The organism is Actinopolyspora sabaoui, assembly GCF_051225635.1.
Lineage (GTDB): Bacteria > Actinomycetota > Actinomycetes > Mycobacteriales > Pseudonocardiaceae > Actinopolyspora.
In genome coordinates this window covers 361776-381514 of record NZ_JBMIHH010000002.1, presented here as the reverse complement: position 1 = coordinate 381514, position 19739 = coordinate 361776, and the positions used below count along the sequence as shown (strand labels likewise).

General features: G+C 68.6%; 18 protein-coding genes. 15 read left to right on the top strand and 3 right to left on the bottom strand.

The features are described 5' to 3' along the window. Nucleotides 1–6 precede the first annotated feature (6 nt). Nucleotides 7–1212 carry an isochorismate synthase gene (locus tag ACOQFL_RS04250; protein ID WP_503169958.1) on the bottom strand — a complete coding sequence of 402 codons (1206 nt, stop codon included), beginning with the start codon at nt 1210–1212 and terminating at the stop codon, nt 7–9. 423 nt (nt 1213–1635) lie between these two features. On the opposite strand from ACOQFL_RS04250, the gene ACOQFL_RS04245 reads away from it, so the two are divergent. The 3 genes from ACOQFL_RS04245 to ACOQFL_RS04235 all read left to right on the top strand — a co-directional run bounded on the left by ACOQFL_RS04245 (nt 1636) and on the right by ACOQFL_RS04235 (nt 4224). Continuing rightward, entirely contained in the window at nt 1636–2151 is a 516-nt protein-coding gene (locus ACOQFL_RS04245; RefSeq protein WP_435542745.1) for a DUF3592 domain-containing protein, read from the top strand. Between the two features lie 226 nt (nt 2152–2377). Next, nucleotides 2378–3328 carry a 1,2-phenylacetyl-CoA epoxidase subunit PaaC gene (gene paaC, locus ACOQFL_RS04240; RefSeq protein WP_435542744.1) on the top strand — a complete coding sequence of 317 codons (951 nt, stop codon included), beginning with the start codon at nt 2378–2380 and terminating at the stop codon, nt 3326–3328. Between the two features lie 248 nt (nt 3329–3576). Further along, nucleotides 3577–4224 (top strand): hypothetical protein, encoded by a 648-nt coding sequence (locus ACOQFL_RS04235; RefSeq protein WP_435542743.1) that lies wholly within the window; start codon nt 3577–3579, stop codon nt 4222–4224. Between the two features lie 98 nt (nt 4225–4322). On the opposite strand, the gene ACOQFL_RS04230 is transcribed toward ACOQFL_RS04235, so the two are convergent. Then, a complete protein-coding gene (locus tag ACOQFL_RS04230; protein WP_435542742.1) occupies nt 4323–5162 on the bottom strand; it encodes an inositol monophosphatase family protein in 840 nt (279 codons plus the stop codon). 409 nt (nt 5163–5571) lie between these two features. Continuing rightward, nucleotides 5572–6261 (bottom strand): demethylmenaquinone methyltransferase, encoded by a 690-nt coding sequence (locus ACOQFL_RS04225; RefSeq protein ID WP_435542741.1) that lies wholly within the window; start codon nt 6259–6261, stop codon nt 5572–5574. A gap of 510 nt (nt 6262–6771) precedes the next feature. Here ACOQFL_RS04225 and ACOQFL_RS04220 point away from each other — a divergent pair. The 12 genes from ACOQFL_RS04220 to nuoK all read left to right on the top strand — a co-directional run bounded on the left by ACOQFL_RS04220 (nt 6772) and on the right by nuoK (nt 19695). Further along, on the top strand, nt 6772–8070 hold the full coding sequence (locus ACOQFL_RS04220) for a geranylgeranyl reductase family protein (RefSeq protein ID WP_435542740.1): 1299 nt from the start codon (nt 6772–6774) through the stop codon (nt 8068–8070). Nucleotides 8071–8229: 159 nt separating this feature from the next. Further along, the gene (locus tag ACOQFL_RS04215) at nt 8230–8595 is read left to right on the top strand and encodes an NADH-quinone oxidoreductase subunit A (protein WP_092626373.1); all 366 of its coding nucleotides are present in this window, start codon (nt 8230–8232) and stop codon (nt 8593–8595) included. 96 nt (nt 8596–8691) lie between these two features. After that, nucleotides 8692–9405 (top strand): NuoB/complex I 20 kDa subunit family protein, encoded by a 714-nt coding sequence (locus ACOQFL_RS04210; protein ID WP_435542739.1) that lies wholly within the window; start codon nt 8692–8694, stop codon nt 9403–9405. Continuing rightward, a complete protein-coding gene (locus tag ACOQFL_RS04205) occupies nt 9402–10142 on the top strand; it encodes an NADH-quinone oxidoreductase subunit C (RefSeq protein ID WP_435542738.1) in 741 nt (246 codons plus the stop codon). Before ACOQFL_RS04210 ends, ACOQFL_RS04205 begins: the two co-directional genes overlap by 4 nt. 70 nt (nt 10143–10212) lie before the next feature. Beyond that, on the top strand, nt 10213–11595 hold the full coding sequence (locus tag ACOQFL_RS04200; protein WP_435542737.1) for an NADH-quinone oxidoreductase subunit D: 1383 nt from the start codon (nt 10213–10215) through the stop codon (nt 11593–11595). Continuing rightward, nucleotides 11596–12396, top strand: a complete 801-nt coding sequence (gene nuoE, locus ACOQFL_RS04195; RefSeq protein WP_435542736.1) for an NADH-quinone oxidoreductase subunit NuoE — start codon at nt 11596–11598, stop codon at nt 12394–12396. 9 nt (nt 12397–12405) lie between these two features. Beyond that, nucleotides 12406–13752, top strand: coding sequence for an NADH-quinone oxidoreductase subunit NuoF (nuoF, locus tag ACOQFL_RS04190; protein ID WP_435542735.1), 1347 nt, complete (start codon nt 12406–12408; stop codon nt 13750–13752). Continuing rightward, nucleotides 13749–16427, top strand: coding sequence for an NADH-quinone oxidoreductase subunit G (locus ACOQFL_RS04185; protein ID WP_435542734.1), 2679 nt, complete (start codon nt 13749–13751; stop codon nt 16425–16427). The genes nuoF and ACOQFL_RS04185 overlap by 4 nt, the downstream gene beginning before the upstream one ends. Beyond that, the gene (gene nuoH / locus ACOQFL_RS04180) at nt 16424–17758 is read left to right on the top strand and encodes an NADH-quinone oxidoreductase subunit NuoH (RefSeq protein WP_435542733.1); all 1335 of its coding nucleotides are present in this window, start codon (nt 16424–16426) and stop codon (nt 17756–17758) included. The genes ACOQFL_RS04185 and nuoH overlap by 4 nt, the downstream gene beginning before the upstream one ends. Then, nucleotides 17745–18311 (top strand): NADH-quinone oxidoreductase subunit NuoI, encoded by a 567-nt coding sequence (nuoI, locus tag ACOQFL_RS04175; protein ID WP_092626359.1) that lies wholly within the window; start codon nt 17745–17747, stop codon nt 18309–18311. The genes nuoH and nuoI overlap by 14 nt, the downstream gene beginning before the upstream one ends. Nucleotides 18312–18316: 5 nt before the next feature. Then, nucleotides 18317–19399, top strand: a complete 1083-nt coding sequence (locus ACOQFL_RS04170) for an NADH-quinone oxidoreductase subunit J (protein ID WP_435542925.1) — start codon at nt 18317–18319, stop codon at nt 19397–19399. Further along, complete coding sequence (gene nuoK / locus ACOQFL_RS04165) at nt 19396–19695, top strand: NADH-quinone oxidoreductase subunit NuoK (protein WP_092626357.1); 300 nt, start codon at nt 19396–19398, stop codon at nt 19693–19695. Before ACOQFL_RS04170 ends, nuoK begins: the two co-directional genes overlap by 4 nt. Nucleotides 19696–19739: the final 44 nt, after the last annotated feature.

Here is a 19739-nt window from a genome sequence, read left to right as displayed (position 1 = left end):
TCGCGCTCAACGCACTCCTTCCAACGCCTCCCGCACGGGAAGAAGTTTCGCCTCCGCCTCGGTGACCTCGGTGTCCGGATCGGAGTCGGGAACCACACCGCAGCCCGCGAACAGTCGCGCCCGTGAGCCCGCGCCGGACTGCCACGTGAGCCGCGCACAGCGCAACGCGATGCCGAACTCCCCGTTTCCGTCCGCGTCCACCCAGCCGACCGGACCCGCGTAGCGCTCCCGGTTCATCTCCTCCAGCTCCTCGATCAGCTCGAGCGCGCCCGTGGTGGGGGTTCCGCCGACCGCGGCCGTGGGATGCACCGACTGCACCAGTCGCAGCAGCCCGGCGTGGCCGTTCTGCGCGAGCATCGGGTCCAGTTGTCCGGAGACGTCCGAGGCCAGATGCATCACGTTGCGCAGCCGCAGCACCTCGGGACTGGTGGGTACGTCCAGTTCCTTGCAGAACGGCTCCAGCCCGTTCGCCAGCGAACGCACCGCGTAGGTGTGCTCCCCGCGGTTCTTGGCCGAGCCCAGCAACTCCGACATCAGCTGTTGCTGGGTGCGTCCCTCGTGTGGCCACGCCGTCCCGGCGAGCACCCGGGAACTCACCTCGTTGCCGTTGCGCTGCAACAGTAATTCCGGAGTGGCTCCCACCAATCCGTCGACGGCGAACGTCCAGCACCCCGGGTAGCGCCTGCCCAGATTCCCCAGCAGGTAGCGCGAGCTCAGCGGTTCCGAGGTGGTGGCCAGCAGATCGTGCGCCAGAACCACCTTGCTCAGCTCGGTCGAGCCGCGCATCCGGCGTACCGCCTCGGCCACCGCCTGCCGATAGCGTGTGGTGGGGAACTCGCCGTCGCTGTAGCGGATGGTGCCGGGGGACCGTGCGGGAGCGGCGCGGGAAAGCTTCCGGTCGTGCTCACCGATGGTGGTGATCCAACGCACCCCGCCGCGCTGCCCGACCACGACCTCGGGAACTATCAGCACCGAGGAGCCGGGGGCGTCGCCGAAGGCGATGCTGGCGAATGCAACCGGGCCGGTTCCCGGCAGCTTCACCTCGTCGTCGACCTCCATTCGCGCCGCGAGTCGTTGCCATCGCTCGTCCGCCGTCACGAACCGCTCGCCGCGCGCTGTCTCGATGCGCAGCGCTTCCCCCCAGCCGACTACCCCTTCACCGTGTCGCGTCCAGCAAAGTGGCCCCGAATCGGGTGATATCCCTTCGGGCAACAGGTCCAAAAGATCGTAGTGTCCCTCTGGCGACGGAACCCTACGTGTGCGGACAGTCAGATTCTGCTGGAAGTGCTCCACGTTTCGAGGGTAGGTGTCCTGCGACTCTGTCGGGTGACACCCGTCTCGCGCGTGCCCGCCACCACATCGGGGGTGGCGGCCGTCACCGGAACGCGTGCCGTGCGTCGCGACGCGAAGCGGGCCTGCGCGCACGGGAGAGCGGCTCCGCTGTTCGGGACTTCTCGTGGCACCGCCTGCTCGGGCGAGCCGGTGAGCGGCTCGGAACAGCGTTTTCGATCACCTCGCACGAACGAGCGGGGCCACGTACGGAAAGTCCTCCGACCGGGGCAGGCGTGCCTGCTGTTGCCCTCCGAACGGGTCGTTTAGCGATCCGGTTCCTCGGGCGCATTACAATCACCGGTTGTGACTGGCGAGACGCGAGCGGAGCGGGCGGTCGGCACCGCGGAACCGAACACCGCCGACAACCGTTCGGGAACGCGGTGGTTCCCCCGTGGGTTCCGGCGCCTCGCACCGTTGCTGGTGCTGGCGGTGGGGGGTTTCTTCACCGCGCTTGGGCTGGCGTTGCTGCTGGCCTGCCACATCGACGACCGCACCATCGAACAGGACATGGGAACCGCCTCCGCCGAGGTCGTGGAGAAGTCCTACCTGCGTACCGTGGTCCGGTTCAACACCGACAGCGGCCGGGTGTACACCCCGCCGAACGGCGTGCTCTACCCCGTGGGACTGCAGGAGGGGCAGCTGGTCAGCGTCGAGTTCGAGAGGGAGAACCCGGATCTCGTGCGCGTGGCGGGCAGGAACATGTCGGTGGCGATCCTGCCGATCGGCAGTGCCCTGGCCGTACTGTGGGCGATCGTGCTGCCCGCTTACTGGCTGACGCGGCGAGCCGCCAGCGCTCGAAGTTCCCCGGCTGTGCTTTGAAGTCCCCCGATGGTGGTGGAAGTGCCCCGGTGGTGATGGAAGTACCGCGGCCACCTGTCACTCTATTGGGGGTATCGCGTTGCGGTGGGAGAATGGCGGTGTGACCCGGCACTGACAGTCGAACCAGTAGTTGACAGCCGAACCAGTGCTGACAGCCGAAGTGACATCCCGCGGTCCGGGGTCAGCGCACCGGAACCGAGGGAGCCGGGGTGGAACGGGGGCGGCTATGGTTACTTCCGGAATCGGCGACGCACGGCGGTGGTTCCCCACGCGGCGGGGAACTCGCGAGGGCGGGGGCACCGCCACGCCCGAAAACGTTTCGAACTCCCCCGGTGAACAGCAGCGTTGGACAGTCCGAGCGGCGGGCACCCCACTGGCCACCACGGATCGCGGCGTTCCGGAGGATGTTTCCGCGGCCGACCTCTCGGTCTACTGCATGATGCTGGGCGACGACGCCCTCGTGCTGGCACGACGTCAGGTCGGTTGGTGCCAGCACTCCCCGGATCTGGAGGAGGACTGCGTCCAGGTCGGCATCTTGCTGGAGTTGCTCGGCCACGCCCGGGAGCTGTTGAATCGCGCCGCGACCGTGGAGGACAGCGGGCGTGACGAGAACCTGCTGGCACACGAACGGGGCCTGGAGGAGTTTCGCAACGTTCGGCTCGTCGAGCTCGATTGCGGCCCCGGGGCGGGTGGGGACTTCGCCGTCTCCATCGCCAGACTGATGGTCTGCGCGGCCTGGCGGACGGCCCTGTTCGGCAGGCTCGTCGCCAGCCGTGATCCGGTGCTCTCGGAACTGGCGCGGGTGGCGCTGCCGGAAGTGCGCGGCCACCGTGATCACGCCGCGCAGTGGGTTATTCGCCTCGGCGACGGTACGACCACTTCACGGGAGCGGATGAGCACCGGACTGGCCCGGGTCTGGCCGATGACCGGCGAACTGTTCGTCCCGCATCCCGTGGAACGCCGGTTGGCCGACCTCGGCTTCGCCGTGGATCCGAGCGGACTGCGTAACGAGGTGGCCGCGTTGCTCGACGAGGTGCTCTCGGTGGCGCGCCTGGAACCGCCCGACGCGCGGGTCTTCTACGACGACGTGGAGCCGCTGGGGCGTTCCGGTGTGCACACCAGCGCGCTGGAGTTCCTGCTCGCCGAGATGCGGCAGTACGAGACGATCGAGGCCTGAGCACATCCGGATTCCGCGAGCCCCGTGAACCCACGAGCCCCGTGAACCCGAGAGCCTCTCGGAAACTCCACCGGTCGGTATTTGAGTACTTTCCCCCAAGCGAAGCGGACCCTTTCCCGGGCACACTCTCCGAGTGGCGTAGTGCGCGCCCCGGGGGTTCCCGTGGAGCGGGGTGTTCCATCCGCTCCGCTCGGGAGGGAACCCCGTCACACGGCCAGGGGGAGTTCGAGCGAAGGGCACCGCGGGAAATGGGCGGATTCTGGACGCACCTGATCGTGGCGTTGGCCGCCGGCGTGCTCGGTGTGCTCCTGGGGGTGTTGGCCCGACGTTCGTCGAGCGCACCTCCGGTACCCGAAGAGCAGCCGGAAACCACGCCGGGCACTACCCGCACCGACTCCCGTGCCGGGCTCGAACACGCGTTGACCGAGCACCGCGACGCGTGGCTGTGCGAACTCAACCGGTGCGAGCAGGCCGTGCACCGAGCGGTTCGAGCCGCTGACACGGTCTCCTCACTACCGGTGCGGCGCGGTTTGCGGCAGGTCGTTTACCGCATGGACGCCGAACTGCCCACGGTTCGAACGCTGGTGCAGCTGGCCCGCGAGCTCGACGCCGGTGACTCTCCGGTCGCCACCGCCGATTCGACGCGGCGGGCCGCCCTCCGCAGGATTCAGGAGGGTGTCGTGGTGGCGGTCTCGCGGTTCACCGAGCTGGGAGATCAGTTGGGCGGTGTGGTCGCCGAGCTGGCCGCGGGAGCCGACCAGGAGCACGCCCAACGCCGTATCGCCGCGTTGCGGGAACGCTTCCCGCTGTTACCCGCGATGTCCGCGATCCTGGAAGGCCGGGCCGGTTCGGGTGGAACGCCCGAGACGTCCTCGTTGGTGAGGGCACAGGTCTGAACGGAAGTTCCCTCGCGTCTCGGGCTGATCGCGCGCACCGACCGGACGCGCCGGCACGAGAACGGCAGCGCCGGTCGGCTCGAACGGTGGGCTGTTGATCAGCCCACTTCCGAGGCCTGCCACCACCACCCGAACGCGGTCTCGGTGATCCCGGGAGCGGCCACCAGGAGACCGTCGTGCGGCAGGGTCGCCGGTCTTCCGTAGCTGTCCAGCACGTTGGCGCCGGATTCCACGGCGAGAGCCAACGCACCCGCCACGTCCCACTCCCCGTAGGAGGGAAGCACGGCGGCCACCGCCTGCCCGAGTGCCACCTGCGTGATCGCCAGCGCGGGTGATCCGAGAACCCGAACCCCCACATGATCGGCCGCGGCGTTGGCTATGAACCTGTCCATACCCCGCCAGGGGCCGAACCTGGTGAACTCGGTGCAGACGATGCTCGCCCTGGGGGAGCGTTCCTCCGTCAACCGCACCGGTTTTCCGTTCGCCCGCATCCCCCGATCACGGGCGGCCGCGTATATCTGGGCCCGGTAGGGGTCGGCCACCACCCCGACCACGGGGCCCTGGGCGTCGAGCATCGCCAGGCTGTAGGCACACCAAGGCACCCCGGCGACGTAGTTCGCCGTGCCATCCACCGGGTCGACCACCCAGCGGAAATCGCCCTGGGCCTCGCCCAGCGCGGCCGCGTCGAACTCCTCGCCGTACACCGGTATTCCCGGAAAATGCTCCGCCAGGATCCTTCGGGTGTGCCGTTCGAGGGTGCGACCCACATCGGTGACCCAGTCGAAGGGGGAGTCCGGCTCCGACGGTGGTGTGTCGTGTCCCGCCGTTGCCGTGATGACATCGGCCGCTTCGTTGGCCAGCCGCCCCGCGGTCTCCAACGCGCGCGAGATCAGCGCCTGCTCCGCACGGCCGGTCTTCGGGGGAGGCGAAACACTCATACCGCATCATTGTGGTCGCTATGGGTAACCGGCAGACCAATTGCGTGTGGACGCGCGGCGATGCTCCGGTCAAGAATCCTGGGCTGCTCCTTGGCTGTGCCCGGACGGCGTACGGAACAGTGCGGGGTGCACCCGGTCCGCTGGTCCGCACGCAGTGCGTGCCACGCCCGATCGGCCGAGAGGGATCCTAACCGCTCGGCACCACAGGCGGTACCGCTTTCGGGACGGGCGGCGCCAATTTCCCACGAAATCGCCGCGCCGCTGGGGCGGTGCGGTCCCCCCCGGGGCGTCAATTTCCCACGAAATCGCCGCGCATTCGATGCGGACCGCACCCCTCACTACCGTTGCGCCAGCCGGGCGAGAGGTTTCGCCACGAAACCGGCCGGGCAGTCCGGCCGGAAGAGTTCGATCAGTAGGGTTTCGAGGCGTGGTGGAGGGCGACGATTCCTCCGGTGAGATCACGCCAGGCCACCTCGGACCAGCCGGACCGGGCGATCGTAGCGGCGAGCTCCCGCTGGTCGGGCCAGGCGAGGATCGACTCGGCCAGATAGACGTAGGCGTCCGGGTTGCTGGCGACGGTCCGCGCCACCGGCGGAACCGCGCGCAACGCGAGGTTGCGGTAGGCGGCGCGCAACGGCCTGCTGGTGGGGGTGGAGAACTCGCAGATCACCAGCCTGCCGCCGGGGCGGACCACGCGTGCCATCTCCCGCAGTCCGGCCTCGGTGTCGGCCAGGTTGCGGAGTCCGAACAGCATGGTGACCCCGTCGAAGGCACCGTCGGCGAACGGGAGTCGCAGCGCGTCGGCCGCCACCATCGACAGTTCCCGGTGACCGCCGGCGGCGAGCATCCCCAGTGAGAAGTCGGCGGCCACGCAGTACGCGCCCGAGCGGGAGAACTCGGCGGTGGAAACGCCGGTTCCGGCGGCCAGGTCCAGGATCCGTTCCTCCGGAGCGGGAGCGAGCGCCCGACGGGTCGCGTTCCGCCAGTGGCGGTCGAGCCCGAAGGAGAGCACCGTGTTGGTGCGGTCGTAGCCACGGGCGACGCCGTCGAACATCGCGGCTACCGCACGGGGATTCCTGTCCAGGCCGGCTCGAGACACACCCGCAGCCTACTAGTGGGAGGTCGGCGACTCGGCTTCCGTGGGTAGGGGTCCGGCCCGTGGGAGTGGTGGGAGTTCGGCACCGCATCGCCGGCCCGGCGATTTCGCGGGAAATTGAACCGCCCAAACGGGGTAGCCGGGGCCGCACCGCCGCACTGCGGCGGCGATTTCGCGGGAAATTGACGGCGCCCGAATGGCGTAGCCGGCAGCCCCGAGTGGAAGTAGCGCCCGGTACTGCTTCGGGCGGACGGTGTTGTCTCCCGTCCCGCTCCGTGATGGCCCGCCCTGTGTTGCCCCGCCCCGTGTTCGTGTCTTCCGTACGACTTCCGCCGCGCCCGTGAGTTCTTCCGCTCGCGATGTCTCGATCGAGCGGGATGTCCGTCCTAGACTCGTTAGTGAACTTATTCACAAGGTCGCCGATGTCGCTCGGGCGGTGCGGCGGCGTGTTCCGCCGGGATCATCGAGGGGGAACGACGTCGATCCGAACAGCAAGGCTGGACAAGGAGCACCATGACAACCACCCCCATTCGAGGCCGGGCCACCGACGACGCCGAGGTCATCGTCGTCGGAGCGGGACCGGCGGGGGCAACCGCCGCCACCTATCTCGCCAAGGCGGGCCTGGACGTTCTCGTCCTGGAGAAGAGCGCCTTCCCCAGGGAGAAGGTGTGCGGCGACGGCATCACACCGCGCGGGGTCAAGGAACTCATCGACCTCGGGGTGGACACTCGCCCGGAGGCGGGCTGGCTGCACAACCGGGGCCTCCGGGTCGTCGGAGGCGGAGTGCGGCTGGAACTGGACTGGCCGGAACTGGCCGAGTACCCGCCCTACGGCGTCGTCCGCCCCAGGAACGACTTCGACGATCTGCTGATCCGCCACGCGCAGCGGGCGGGAGCCAGGCTGGTGCAGCGCACCTCGGTGACCGAGGCCATCACCGACGACCGAACCGGTCGTATCACCGGGGTGCACGCCAAGTCCGGACCGGAACGCGCCGAGGTCAGCTACCGGGCGCCGCTGGTCATCTCCTGCGAGGGGGTCTCGGGCAGGCTGGCGCTGTCCATGGGACTGCAGCGCAGGGAGGACCGCCCGATGGGTGTGGCAGTCCGGCGATACTACGAGAGCCCGCGCGCCGACGACGACTACCTGGAGTCGCACGTGGAGCTCTGGAACGGCTCGAATCCGAAGGACGCCGAGCTGTTGCCCGGCTACGGCTGGATCTTCGGCATGGGGGACGGCACCGTCAACGTGGGCCTGGGTGTGCTGTCCACCTCGAAGGCCTACGGCAAGACCGACTACCGGGCGCTGCTGCGCACCTGGTTGGACGGCACGCCCGAGGAATGGGGGCTCCGGGAGGCCAACGCCACCGGCAGGATCGGCGGTGCGGCGCTGCCGATGGGGTTCAACCGAATGCCGCACTACAGCTCCGGCCTGTTGCTGGTGGGTGACTCCGGCGGAATGGTCAACCCCTTCAACGGCGAGGGGATCGCCTACGCGATGGAGGCCGCACGGTTGGCCGCCGAGTGCGTGATCCAGGCCAGGTCCCGTACGGATGCCGCGGCCAGGGAGCGTGCGCTGGCCCGCTACCCCGGTGCCGTCGCCGAGTCGCTGGGCGGCTACTTCCGGATGGGAAACCTGTTCAGCAGGATCATCGGTCACCCGACGGTGATGCGCACCGCCACCAAGTACGGCCTTCCCCGCAAGGCGCTGATGCGCTTCGTACTCAAACTGCTGGCCAACCTCTACGACAGCAGGGGAGGTGACGCCGTGGATCGTGTGATAAGTACCACTACTCGGCTCACGCCTAGCGCCTGAGGGCGCCTGTCTGATCAGATTCCGGCGGCCCTGTGCGGTAACTCATAAAGTTAGGTTCACCTCAATACGGGGTGCGTGCAACCGGGCGCATAAAGTGCTGAGTGTGGTCGCCGAGCTCGCTCGGGGCGTAGCGGGAACTGGATTAAGGAGGCAGGCACAGTGCTGGATCCCTACATCCCGCTGGTGCTGATGTTCGCGTTGGCGTTCGGCTTCGCCGCGTTCTCCGTCGCGATCGCGCCGCTGGTCGGTCCGCGTCGGTACAACAAGGCCAAGCTCGACGCCTACGAGTGCGGGATTGAACCCTCGCCGCAGCCGGTAGGTGGCGGTGGCCGCATGCCGGTCGCCTACTACCTCACGGCCATGATGTTCATCCTCTTCGACATCGAGATGGTCTTTCTGTTCCCCTACGCCGTCTCCGCGGACGCTCTCGGGCTCTACGGCGTGGTCGCGGTGATTCTGTTCATCCTGACCTTCGGTTTCGCCGATCTCTACGTGTGGCGGCGTGGTGGTTTCGATTGGAACTGACCGGCGAAGTGAGTACGACAGCCGCCCGGTGCGGGCGCGTCGGGATCGGTGGTGGTGCCCCGTTCGCCGGGGCGACTCGTGGGAAGGAGTGCCGAGATGGGGCTTGAGGAAAGCCTGCCCAACGGCATCCTGCTGGCCAATGTGGAAAAACTCGTCAACTGGACCCGTAAGACCTCGATGTGGCCCGCCACGTTCGGGCTGGCCTGCTGCGCCATCGAGATGATGACCGTGGGCGGTTCCCGCTACGACATCGCCCGATTCGGGATGGAGCGGTTCTCGGCCACACCTCGGCAGGCCGATCTGATGATCGTCGCGGGCCGGGTCACCAACAAGATGGCCCCGGTGCTGCGGCAGATCTACGACCAGATGCCCGAGCCCCGCTGGGTGCTCGCGATGGGGGTCTGCGCCTCCAGTGGCGGGATGTTCAACAACTACGCGGTCGTGCAGGGCGTGGACCACGTGGTTCCGGTGGACATGTACCTGCCCGGCTGTCCGCCGCGTCCGGAGATGCTGCTCGACGCGATCCTCAAGCTGCACGCCAAGGTCATGGACGAGCCCATCAACGGCAAGCGCGCGGCCGAGCAGGTGGAGCAGGGGCACCGTACGGAGCTGCCCGCCTCCTCCGAGAAGTACGCACCCCGGCGTGGGTCCAAGCGGCGCATGGCCGAGCGGCAGCAGAACGCGCAGCGCCGCGAGATGGGCGCTGAGGGCGAGCTGGGCGCCGCCGGTATCGAGAATCTGCCACCCGGTGACTCCCGCGGCCGCGTGGAACCGGAACGAGACGACGGCGGGCAGGTGATTCGGCGATGAGCGGCGACGAAACCACCGGGGGACTCCCGGAGACGGCGGCCGAGCACACCGGCCCCACGGAGGAAGCGGCCCCCGAGCAGGTGGTGGCGGGCCGCGCCCGGAAGGGCATGTTCGGTGTGACCGGCAGCGGGGACACCTCGGGCTACGGCGGTCTCCGGGTGCCCGCCTACGTGCCGCCGGAGGCGGAACGGCCCTACGGTGGCTGGTTCGACGAGGTGGCCGACGAGCTGTTCGACGGCATGAAACGGCGCGGTATCCCGGACTCGACGGTACTGCGGATCACCGTGGACCGCGGCGAGATCACCTTCTACGTCGACCGGGAGCATCTGGTCGGGATCTGCCGGACGTTCCGCGACGAGCCCGCGCTGCGGTTCGAACTCTGCAGCAGTCTGTCCGGGGTGGACTACGGTCCCGACGTGCCGCAACGGCTGCACTCGGTCTGCCACCTCACCTCGCTGACCTACCGGCGTCGGATCCGCGTCGAGGTCGCCGTGGATGTGGCCGACCCGCACGTTCCCTCGGTGGTCGACGTCTATCCGACGGCCGACTTCCAGGAACGGGAGGCCTGGGACATGTACGGCATCGTCTACGACGACCACCCGGCCCTGACACGGATTCTCATGCCGGACGACTGGGACGGCCACCCGCAGCGCAAGGACTATCCGCTCGGTGGCATCCCGGTGGAGTACAAGGGAGCCGAGGTTCCACCGCCCGACCAGCGCAGGTCCTACACGTGAGCGGGCCTGGATCCATCGGGTGCGGCCTCCGGACTCGGAGCCGGGTGGCCGCGCTGTTCGAGGAGGCAGCATGAGTATCGACGCCGAAACCCCCACCGGTTCCCGACCGGGTGGTGACGGGTCCGGCGGTGATCGGTCCGGTGGCGACCCGTTCGCCGCCTCCGCCCGGGAGACCACGGAGGGCAGGGTCTACACGGTCACCGGTGGTGACTGGGAGGACTTCCTGGACGACACGCAGGAGGAGGAGCGCGTCGTCATCAACCTCGGCCCGCAGCACCCCTCCACCCACGGCGTGCTGCGGCTGGTGCTGGAGCTCGAGGGCGAGACAGTCACCAAGGCCCGCTCGGTGATCGGCTACCTGCACACCGGTATCGAGAAGAACACCGAGTACCGCACCTGGACCCAGGGCGTCACGTTCGTCACGCGGATGGACTACCTGGCACCGCTGCACAACGAAACCGCCTATTCCCTGGGTGTGGAGAAGTTGCTGCGGGTGTCCGCGCCGGAACGGGCGCAGACGATCCGGGTGCTGCTGATGGAGCTCAACCGGATCTCCTCGCACCTGGTCTTCCTGGCCACCGGCGCGATGGAACTCGGTTCCACCACCGGCATGACCTTCGGGTTCCGCGACCGCGAAGAGGTGCTGCACCTGCTGGAGTTCCTCACCGGACTCCGGATGAACCACGCCTTCATCCGACCGGGCGGGGTCGCCCAGGACATCCCGGAGAACTCCAGGGAGAAGGTCCTGGAGTTCTGCAAGGTCATGGAGAGCAGGCTGCCCGACTACGACAAGCTGTTCAGCGGCCAGCCGATTTGGAAGCAACGCCTCAAGGGCGTCGGCTACCTGCCGTTGGACGCCTGCCTGGCGCTGGGCACCACCGGGCCGATCCTGCGCTCGGCCGGACTGGCCTGGGACCTGCGCAAGGTCGAGCCCTACTGCGGCTACGAGCAGTTCGACTTCGAGGTTCCCACCAGCACCGACGCCGACTGCTACGCGCGGTTCCTGCTGCGCGTGGAGGAGATCCGGCAGTCGCTGCGGATCGTCCGGCAATGCATGGACAAGCTGGAACCCGGGCCGGTCATGGTCGACGACCCCAAGATCGCCTGGCCCGCACAGCTGAGCATCGGGCCGGACGGCATGGGCAACTCGCTGGACCACGTCCGCAAGATCATGGGTCAGTCGATGGAGTCGCTGATCCACCACTTCAAGCTGGTCACGGAGGGATTCGACGTCCCGCCGGGCCAGGCGTACACGCCGGTCGAGGCTCCTCGGGGCGAGCTGGGCTACCACCACGTGTCGGACGGCGGAACCCGCCCGATGCGGGTGCACGTCCGGGACCCCAGCTTCGTGAACCTGGAGGCGTTCCCGGCGATGGCCGAAGGTGGGCTCGTCGCCGACGTGATCGCCGTCGTGGCCTCGATCGATCCTGTGATGGGTGGGGTGGACCGCTAGATGACCGAGCAGTTCGACTACACGACCACCGAGCACGTGCTCACCCCCGGCGGGCAGTCCCCGACCGAGTCGGCGGAGCAGGCCGCGGCCGGGGAGGCGGTGTTCGGCGAACGCGTCCGGGCCGAGGCGCGGAGCATCATCGAGCGCTATCCCGAGTCCCGCTCGGCGCTGCTTCCGATGCTGCACCTGGTCCAGTCGGTGCAGGGGCACGTCACCGCTGAGGGAATGCGGTTCTGCGCCGAGCAGCTCGCGCTGTCCACGGCCGAGGTCAACGCGGTCGCCACGTTCTACACGATGTACAAGCGGCAACCGTGCGGGCAGTTCCTGGTCAGCGTGTGCACCAACACGCTGTGCGCGGCGATGGGCGGCGACGAGGTCTACCGTGTGTTGTCCGAGGAGCTGGGCGCGGGTCACGAGGAGACCGCGGGCACCCCCGGGGCCGAGGGATCGGTGACGCTGGAGCACGCCGAGTGCCTGGCTGCCTGCGACTTCGCGCCGGTGCTGCAGGTCAACTACGAGTACTTCGACAACCAGACGGCCGAGAGCGCGCTGGAGACGGTCCGGGCGCTGCGGCGTGGTGAACGGCCACTGCCCAGTCGCGGTGCGCCGCTGACCGACTTCCGGGACACCGAGCGTCAGCTGGCCGGGTTCTTCGACGGCCCCGGCGCGGCGGAGGCCGCCGAGTCGTCGGCCGCGGCCCCCGAGACGGTGCGCGGTGCCGAACTCGCACGTGAGCAGGGCTGGAACGCACCACCGATGCCCGACGAGGTCGAATTTCCGCCCATTCCGGAGAAGAAGTGAGGGCAGGCGATGACCGAAGCGAACGCATCAGACGGCAACGCCCCGGAACGGGCCGCGGTGAGTCCACTGACTCCCGTGCTCACCCGCCGCTGGCTGTCCCCGGAGTCCTGGTCGTTGCGCACCTACGAGCAGCTGGAGGGCTACACCGCGCTGCGCACCGCGCTCTCGGCCGATCCCGACCAGCTCATCGAACTGGTCAAGACGGCCGGACTGCGCGGCAGGGGCGGTGCGGGTTTCCCCTCCGGGGTGAAGTGGGGCTTCATGCCCAAGGACCGTTCCCGGCCGCACTACCTGGTGATCAACGCCGACGAGGGTGAACCGGGGACGTGCAAGGACGTTCCGCTGATGATGGCCGACCCGCACTCGCTGATCGAGGGATGCGTCATCGCCGCCTACGCGATGCGGGCGAGCACCTGCATGATCTACGTGCGCGGCGAGGCGCTGCACTGCATCCGCAGGCTGCACCACGCGGTGCGCGAGGCGTACGAGGCGGGCTATCTGGGCAAGAACATCCTGGACTCCGGGTTCGACCTGGACATGGTGGTGCACGCCGGAGCCGGTGCCTACATCTGCGGTGAGGAGACCGCGCTGCTCGACTCGTTGGAGGGCAAGCGCGGCCAACCCAGGCTGAAACCACCGTTCCCCGCGCAGGCGGGGCTGTACTCCTCGCCCACCACCGTGAACAACGTCGAGACGATCGCCTCGGTGCCCTACATCGTCAACGGCGGTTCGGACTGGTTCCGCGCCATGGGGCGGGAGAAATCCCCCGGGCCGAAGATCTTCTCGCTGTCCGGGCACGTGGAACACCCCGGGCAGTACGAGGCTCCGCTGGGCACGACGCTGCGGGAACTGCTGGAACTGGCGGGCGGGATGAAGGACGGGATTCCGCTGAAGTTCTGGACTCCGGGCGGCTCCTCCACGCCGCTGTTCACCGCCGACCACCTCGACGTGCCGCTCGACTTCGAGGGGGCCACCGAAGCCGGATCCATGCTGGGCACCACCGCGTTGATGATCTTCAACGAGACGGTTTCCGTGCCGTGGGCGGTGATGAAGTGGACCCAGTTCTACGAGCACGAGTCGTGCGGCAAGTGCACCCCGTGTCGCGAGGGGTGCTTCTGGCTGGCGCAGGTGCTGGAGCGAATGGTGGACGGGCGCGGCTCCGAGCAGGACATCGACACGCTGCTCGACGTCTGCGACAACGTGCTCGGCCGTTCGTTCTGCGCGCTGGGTGACGGCGCTGTCAGCCCGATCACCAGCGGCATCAAGTACTTCCGCGAAGAGTTCCTCGCGCTGTGCGAGAGCAACCGCGGGCAGGACACGACAGAGGAACCCGCACTGGCAGGAGTGGCCCGATGACGGTGGCATCCGCGTCCGGAAACGACACCGCGCAGTCCCGTCCGGTACCGGAAGGGCACGTTCGGCTGACCATCGATGGTATCGAGGTCGACGCCCCGAAGGGCGAGCTGGTGATCCGTACCGCCGAGCGGCTGGGCATCGTGATTCCCCGGTTCTGCGACCATCCGCTGCTCGATCCGGCGGGTGCCTGCAGGCAGTGCCTGGTCGAGGTCGAGGTCAACGGCAAACCGATGCCCAAACCCGCGGCCTCCTGCACCACGGCGGTGGCCGACGGGATGGTGGTGCGGACCCAGCAGACCTCGCAGGTGGCCGACAAGGCCCAGCAGGGTGTGATGGAGCTGCTGCTGATCAACCACCCGCTGGACTGCCCCATCTGCGACAAGGGCGGGGAGTGCCCGCTGCAGAACCAGGCGCTCAAGCACGGGCGCAGCGAGTCGCGTTTCGTGGACAAGAAGCGCACCTTCGCCAAACCGGTCTCGATCTCCTCGCAGATCCTGCTGGACCGGGAGCGCTGCGTGCTCTGCCAGCGCTGCACCAGGTTCTCCAAGCAGATCGCCGGTGACCCGTTCATCGAACTGCTCGAACGCGGCGCCACGCAGCAGATCGGCATCGGTGAGCAGCAGCCGTTCCAGTCCTATTTCTCCGGGAACACCATCCAGATCTGCCCAGTGGGAGCGCTCACCAGCGCGGCGTACCGATTCCGCTCCCGCCCGTTCGACCTCGTGTCCACCCCCGGTGTCTGCGAGCACTGCTCCTCGGGCTGCTCGCAGCGCACCGACTGGCGCCGCGGCAAGGTGATGCGCAGGCTCGCGGGCGAGGATCCCGAGGTCAACGAGGAGTGGAACTGCGACAAGGGGCGCTTCGCGTTCCGGTACGCGACCGCCAGTGACCGGATCACCCGCCCCATGGTGCGGGACACGGACTCGGGCGAGCTGCGGGAGACCTCCTGGACCGAGGCGCTGCGCCGGGCCGCGAACGGGCTGCTCACCGCGCGCGACTCGCGCGGTGTAGGAGTGCTGCCCGGAGGCAGGCTCACCCGCGAGGACGCCTACGCCTACGGCAAGTTCGCCCGGATGGCACTGGGCACCAACGACATCGATCACCGCGCCAGGCCGCACTCCACCGAGGAACTCGACTTCCTGGGTGCCTCGGTGGTCGGAACCGGGCCGGAGGACGGCGTCAGCTACTCCTCGCTGGAAGCGGCCCCCACGGTGCTGTGCGTGGCCTTCGAACCCGAGGAGGAGTCGCCCATCGTCTTCCTCCGGCTGCGCAAGGCCGCCCGCAACGGAAGCACCAGGGTGTTCCACCTCGGACAGTGGGACTCGCCAGGGGTGGAGAAGACCACCGACATCGCCGACTCCGGCAGCCCCATCCACAGCGGGGGACTGCTGCCCTGCCTGCCGGGCGGGGAGGCCGCCGCGCTGTACGAACTTCCGGCCGAAGTGGAACAGGCGCTGTCCGAGCCGGGTGCCGTCCTGCTGCTGGGTGAGCGGTGCGCCCAGGTGTCCGGGGTCTACACCGCCGCGACGCAGGTGGCCGAACGCACCGGTGCGGGCATCGCCTGGATCCCGCGCCGTGCCGGGGAACGCGGTGCGGTGGAGGCGGGGACGCTACCGACGCTGCTTCCCAACGGGCGCCCCGTCTCCGACTCGGTGGTGCGCTCGGGGATCGAACAGGCCTGGGGCGTCCCGGAGGGCAGCCTGCCCAGCATCCCCGGCCGAGAGCTCGACGGCATCCTCGCCGCGGCCGAGTCCGGTGAGCTCTCGGGGCTGCTGGTCGGCGGGGTCGATCCCGACGATCTGCCGGACCCCGAACAGGCTCGTCGCGCGCTGCGCTCGGCCGGGTTCGTCGTCAGTCTCGAACTGCGCCCCTCCGGTGTGACCGAGCACTCCGACGTGGTGCTGCCCATCGCGCCCACGGTCGAGAAGTCCGGCACCTTCCTCAACTGGGAGGGACGGCCCCGCGAGTTCGAGATCACCATCGAGGGCACCGGCGCGCTGCCGGACTGCCGGGTGCTGGACACCCTCGCGGTGGAGATGGACGTGGACCTGTTCACCCAGACCCCTGCCGCGGTGGCCGCCGAGATCCGGCGGTTGGGTGCGAACCCCGGAGCCCGGCCGAAACCCCCGGACATTCCGGCCGAGCCGGTGGCCGAACCGGTCGGGGACAAGGCACTGCTGGCGAGCTGGCGGCACCTGCTGGACAACGGCTCGATGCAACACGACGAACCGAACCTCGCGGGCACCGCCCGGCCACCCGTGGCGCGCGTCTCCCGGGACACCGCGCGGCGGCTCGGCATCGAACCGCACCAGCCGATCCGCGTCAGCACCGAGCGGGGAACCGTCGCGCTGGAGTCCGAGATCGTCGAGATGCCGGACGGCGTGGTCTGGCTGCCGGGCAACTCGGGGCCCGCCAAGGTCCACAGCGTGCTCGGTGCCGGGCACGGCGCGGTGGTCGGCCTCACGGCCGGGCCGCTACCCCCACCCGGTGGTGGGCCGAAAAGCCCGGAACCGGCTGAAACAGCGGCCGGGGACACGGCCTCGGCGATGAGCAACGGCCATGGCGCCAACGGGCACAGCGACAGCGCCAACGGTCACGGCGCGGGCGGCCTCGGTGCCCCCGGACACGGTCCGAACGGCAACGGTCACACCGGCACCGACGGGGGTGTCGCATGAACGAGACGGCACGACTGATCTCCGACGACCCCATCTGGCTCATCCTGATCAAGGTCGTGGCCACGTTCGCCTTCCTGGTGGTCATGACGCTGCTGACCATCTGGGCCGAGCGCAGGGTCATCGGCAGGATGCAGCAGCGTCCGGGGCCGAACCGCGCGGGGCCCTTCGGGATGTTGCAGTCCCTGGCCGACGGGCTCAAGCTCGCGTTCAAAGAGGACATCCGCCCGGTGATGGCCGACAAGTGGATCTACATCCTCGCGCCGGTCATCTCGGCCACCCCCGCGCTGATCGCGTTCTCGGTCATCCCGATCGGCGGCGAAGTCACCATCCTCGGCGAGCCCACCGCACTACAGCTGGTGGAACTTCCGGTCAGCCTGCTCGTGGTGCTGGCCTGCGCCTCCATCGGGGTTTACGGCATCGTGCTGGCGGGCTGGTCGTCCGGATCCCCCTACCCGCTGCTCGGCGCGCTGCGCTCCGCCGCGCAGGTGATCTCCTACGAGATCGCGATGGGACTCTCGTTCATCGCGGTCATCCTCTACGCGGGCACGCTTTCCACCTCGGGAATCGTGGCGGCACAGCAGAACGGCTGGTTCTTCGCGCTGCTGCCGTTCAGCTTCCTGGTCTACGCCATCGCCATGGTCGGCGAGACCAACCGGGCGCCCTTCGACCTGCCGGAGGCCGAGTCCGAGCTGGTCGGCGGGTTCCACACCGAGTACTCCTCGCTGAAGTTCGCGCTGTTCTTCCTGGCCGAGTACATCAACATGGTCACCGTCTCGGCCCTGGCGACCACCCTGTTCCTCGGCGGTTGGCACGCCCCCTGGCCGCTGTACCTGATCGGCGACGGAGTCCTCAACACCGGCTGGTGGCCGGTGCTGTGGTTCCTGGGCAAGACCCTGTTCTTCCTGTTCGTGTTCGTCTGGCTGCGCGCCACGCTGCCGAGGCTGCGCTACGACCAGTTCATGAACCTCGGCTGGAAGATACTGGTGCCGCTCAGCCTGGTCTGGATCTGCGCGGTCACCGCCATCCGAGGCATCCGCAACGCCGACCTGCTCGGCTCGCAGCAGTTCCTGTTCATCGGGGGCGGCATCGTCGTGCTGCTGCTGATCGTGGCCTTCCTCGTGCCGGACCGGAAACCGCCGGAGGAGGAGCAGGAGGAACCGCGGGCACCGCTGTCCGGCGGTGGCTACCCCGTGCCGCCGCTCGATCTCAAGGTCCCCGAAACCCCCAGGGAAACCAGGGTTTCGGCCACCACGGGTACGCGATCCCGGCTGCCGGAAGCCGGGCAAGAGCCCACCAGCTCAACGAAGGAGGCACCCGATGGGAATGACTGATCCCCTGAAGGGCTTCGGCGTCACCCTGTCCAAGATGTTCAAAACGGTGCTGACCGAGGAGTACCCCGAGGTCAAGAAGATCCCGGCTCCCCGGTTCCACGGCAAGCACCAGTTGAACCGGCATCCGGACGGGTTGGAGAAATGCGTCGGGTGCGAGCTGTGCGCGTGGGCGTGTCCAGCCGACGCGATCTTCGTGGAAGGCGGGACCAACACCGACGACGAACGGTACTCGCCCGGCGAGCGCTACGGCTTCGACTACCAGATCAACTATCTGCGCTGCATCGGCTGCGGGTTGTGCATCGAGGCGTGCCCGACACGGGCGCTGACGATGACCAACGAGTACGAAACGGCCGACGACAACCGGCAGAACCTGATCTACACCAAGGAGGACCTGCTCGCGCCGCTGCTGCCCGGTATGGAACAGCCGCCGCACGACATGCGGCTGGGTGAGGACGAGCAGGACTACTACGTCAACGGACCGGAACTCGCCCGCGGGCAGGGAGTACCCGACGGCACCACGGTCGAGACCGGTGGCGAGGAGGCCGTTCGGTGATGACCATGACGGCTACCACCGAGGTGCTCGTGCGGACGCCGCTCGCGCAGACCGCGCAGCAGGGCGTCGTGGGTACCGGAGAGACGGTGGTGTTCTGGATCCTCGGGCCGCTGGCACTGCTGGGCGCGCTCGGGATGGTTTTCGCGCGCAGCGCGGTGCACTCGGCACTGTGGCTGGTGCTCACCATGCTCAGCCTCGGGGTGCTGTACATGGCCCAGAGCGCGCAGTTCCTCGGATTCACCCAGATCATCGTCTACACCGGCGCGATCATGATGCTGTTCCTGTTCGTGCTCATGATCGTCGGTAGGGACGCCTCCGACTCCGTGGTCGAGGTGCTGCGCGGGCAGCGGCTGGCCGCGGGAGTGCTCGGAGTGGCGCTGGCGGTGCTGCTGGTGGCGGGCCTGGCGCGCTCGCTCGACGCGGTGGTGCCCGCCGCCCCGTTGAATCCGTGGTCACCCGGTGGCGGAGCCGCGGGCGGCCTGGGGCAGGTGATCTTCACCGATTACCTGTTCCCGTTCGAGCTCACCTCGGCGCTGCTGATAACCGCCTCGCTCGGGGCGATGGTGCTGGCCTACGGCGGCAAGGGACGCCAGCCGCGCATGACGCAGCGGGAAACCGTGGAGGCCAGGTTCCAGGGGAAGTACTCCAGGCCCTCCCCGCTGCCGGGTCCCGGTGTCTACGCCACGGCCAACTCGGTCGCCACCCCGGCACTGCTCCCGGATGGCTCCGTCGCGGAGGACTCACTGTCCGAGATCCTGGACAACACCCCCGTGGAACGGCTGCGCCCCGACCGGGACGCGGTCTCCGGCAGTGGCCCCCGCCCCGACGCGCACGCGCTGACCGGAACCGGCCACCAGGAGCACGGGTCCGGCCGGAGCACGACGGAGTCCACGCCGGCCCCGGAGGGGGAGGAAACCCCCGGCAACGGTTCCGGTGACGACACGCCGGGCGACGGTGGCGGCAAGAACGGCTCCGGCGGCCACGCCGGGAGCAACGGTTCGGCGGGCTCCCCCGAGGACCCGCAGTCCCCGGATGACAACGCGCGCCCGGACGCCGGTTCGAGTTCCCCCGAGGAGGTCAGGCAGTGACCCCCACCTACTACCTGCTGCTTTCGGCGCTGCTATTCACCATCGGCACGGTCGGGGTGCTCATACGCCGCAACGCGATCGTGCTGTTCATGTGCGTGGAGCTGATGCTCAACGCGGTCAACCTTTCGCTGGTGACGTTCGCGCGTATCGAGGGATCGATCGACGGGCAGGCCATGGCCTTCTTCGTGATGGTCGTCGCCGCGGCCGAGGTCGTGGTCGGACTGGCCATCATCATGTCCATCTACCGCACCCGCCGGTCGGCCTCCGTCGACGACGCCAACCTCCTGAAGTACTAGCCCGACGGAACGAAACGCACAGCGAATGGACCAACGGAACGGAT

Bases quoted from the DNA above. Each gene is read 5' to 3' on its own strand.
- nuoI (WP_092626359.1), top strand. From the start codon at position 17,745: ATGGGAATGACTGATCCCCTGAAGGGCTTCGGCGTCACCCTGTCCAAG.
- nuoH (WP_435542733.1), top strand. From the start codon at position 16,424: ATGAACGAGACGGCACGACTGATCTCCGACGACCCCATCTGGCTCATC.
- ACOQFL_RS04230 (WP_435542742.1), bottom strand. From the start codon at position 5,162: ATGAGTGTTTCGCCTCCCCCGAAGACCGGCCGTGCGGAGCAGGCGCTG.
- ACOQFL_RS04200 (WP_435542737.1), top strand. From the start codon at position 10,213: ATGAGTATCGACGCCGAAACCCCCACCGGTTCCCGACCGGGTGGTGAC.
- nuoE (WP_435542736.1), top strand. From the start codon at position 11,596: ATGACCGAGCAGTTCGACTACACGACCACCGAGCACGTGCTCACCCCC.
- ACOQFL_RS04220 (WP_435542740.1), top strand. From the start codon at position 6,772: ATGACAACCACCCCCATTCGAGGCCGGGCCACCGACGACGCCGAGGTC.
- ACOQFL_RS04205 (WP_435542738.1), top strand. From the start codon at position 9,402: ATGAGCGGCGACGAAACCACCGGGGGACTCCCGGAGACGGCGGCCGAG.
- ACOQFL_RS04185 (WP_435542734.1), top strand. From the start codon at position 13,749: ATGACGGTGGCATCCGCGTCCGGAAACGACACCGCGCAGTCCCGTCCG.
- nuoF (WP_435542735.1), top strand. From the start codon at position 12,406: ATGACCGAAGCGAACGCATCAGACGGCAACGCCCCGGAACGGGCCGCG.
- paaC (WP_435542744.1), top strand. From the start codon at position 2,378: ATGGTTACTTCCGGAATCGGCGACGCACGGCGGTGGTTCCCCACGCGG.
- ACOQFL_RS04170 (WP_435542925.1), top strand. From the start codon at position 18,317: ATGACGGCTACCACCGAGGTGCTCGTGCGGACGCCGCTCGCGCAGACC.
- ACOQFL_RS04235 (WP_435542743.1), top strand. From the start codon at position 3,577: ATGGGCGGATTCTGGACGCACCTGATCGTGGCGTTGGCCGCCGGCGTG.
- ACOQFL_RS04210 (WP_435542739.1), top strand. From the start codon at position 8,692: ATGGGGCTTGAGGAAAGCCTGCCCAACGGCATCCTGCTGGCCAATGTG.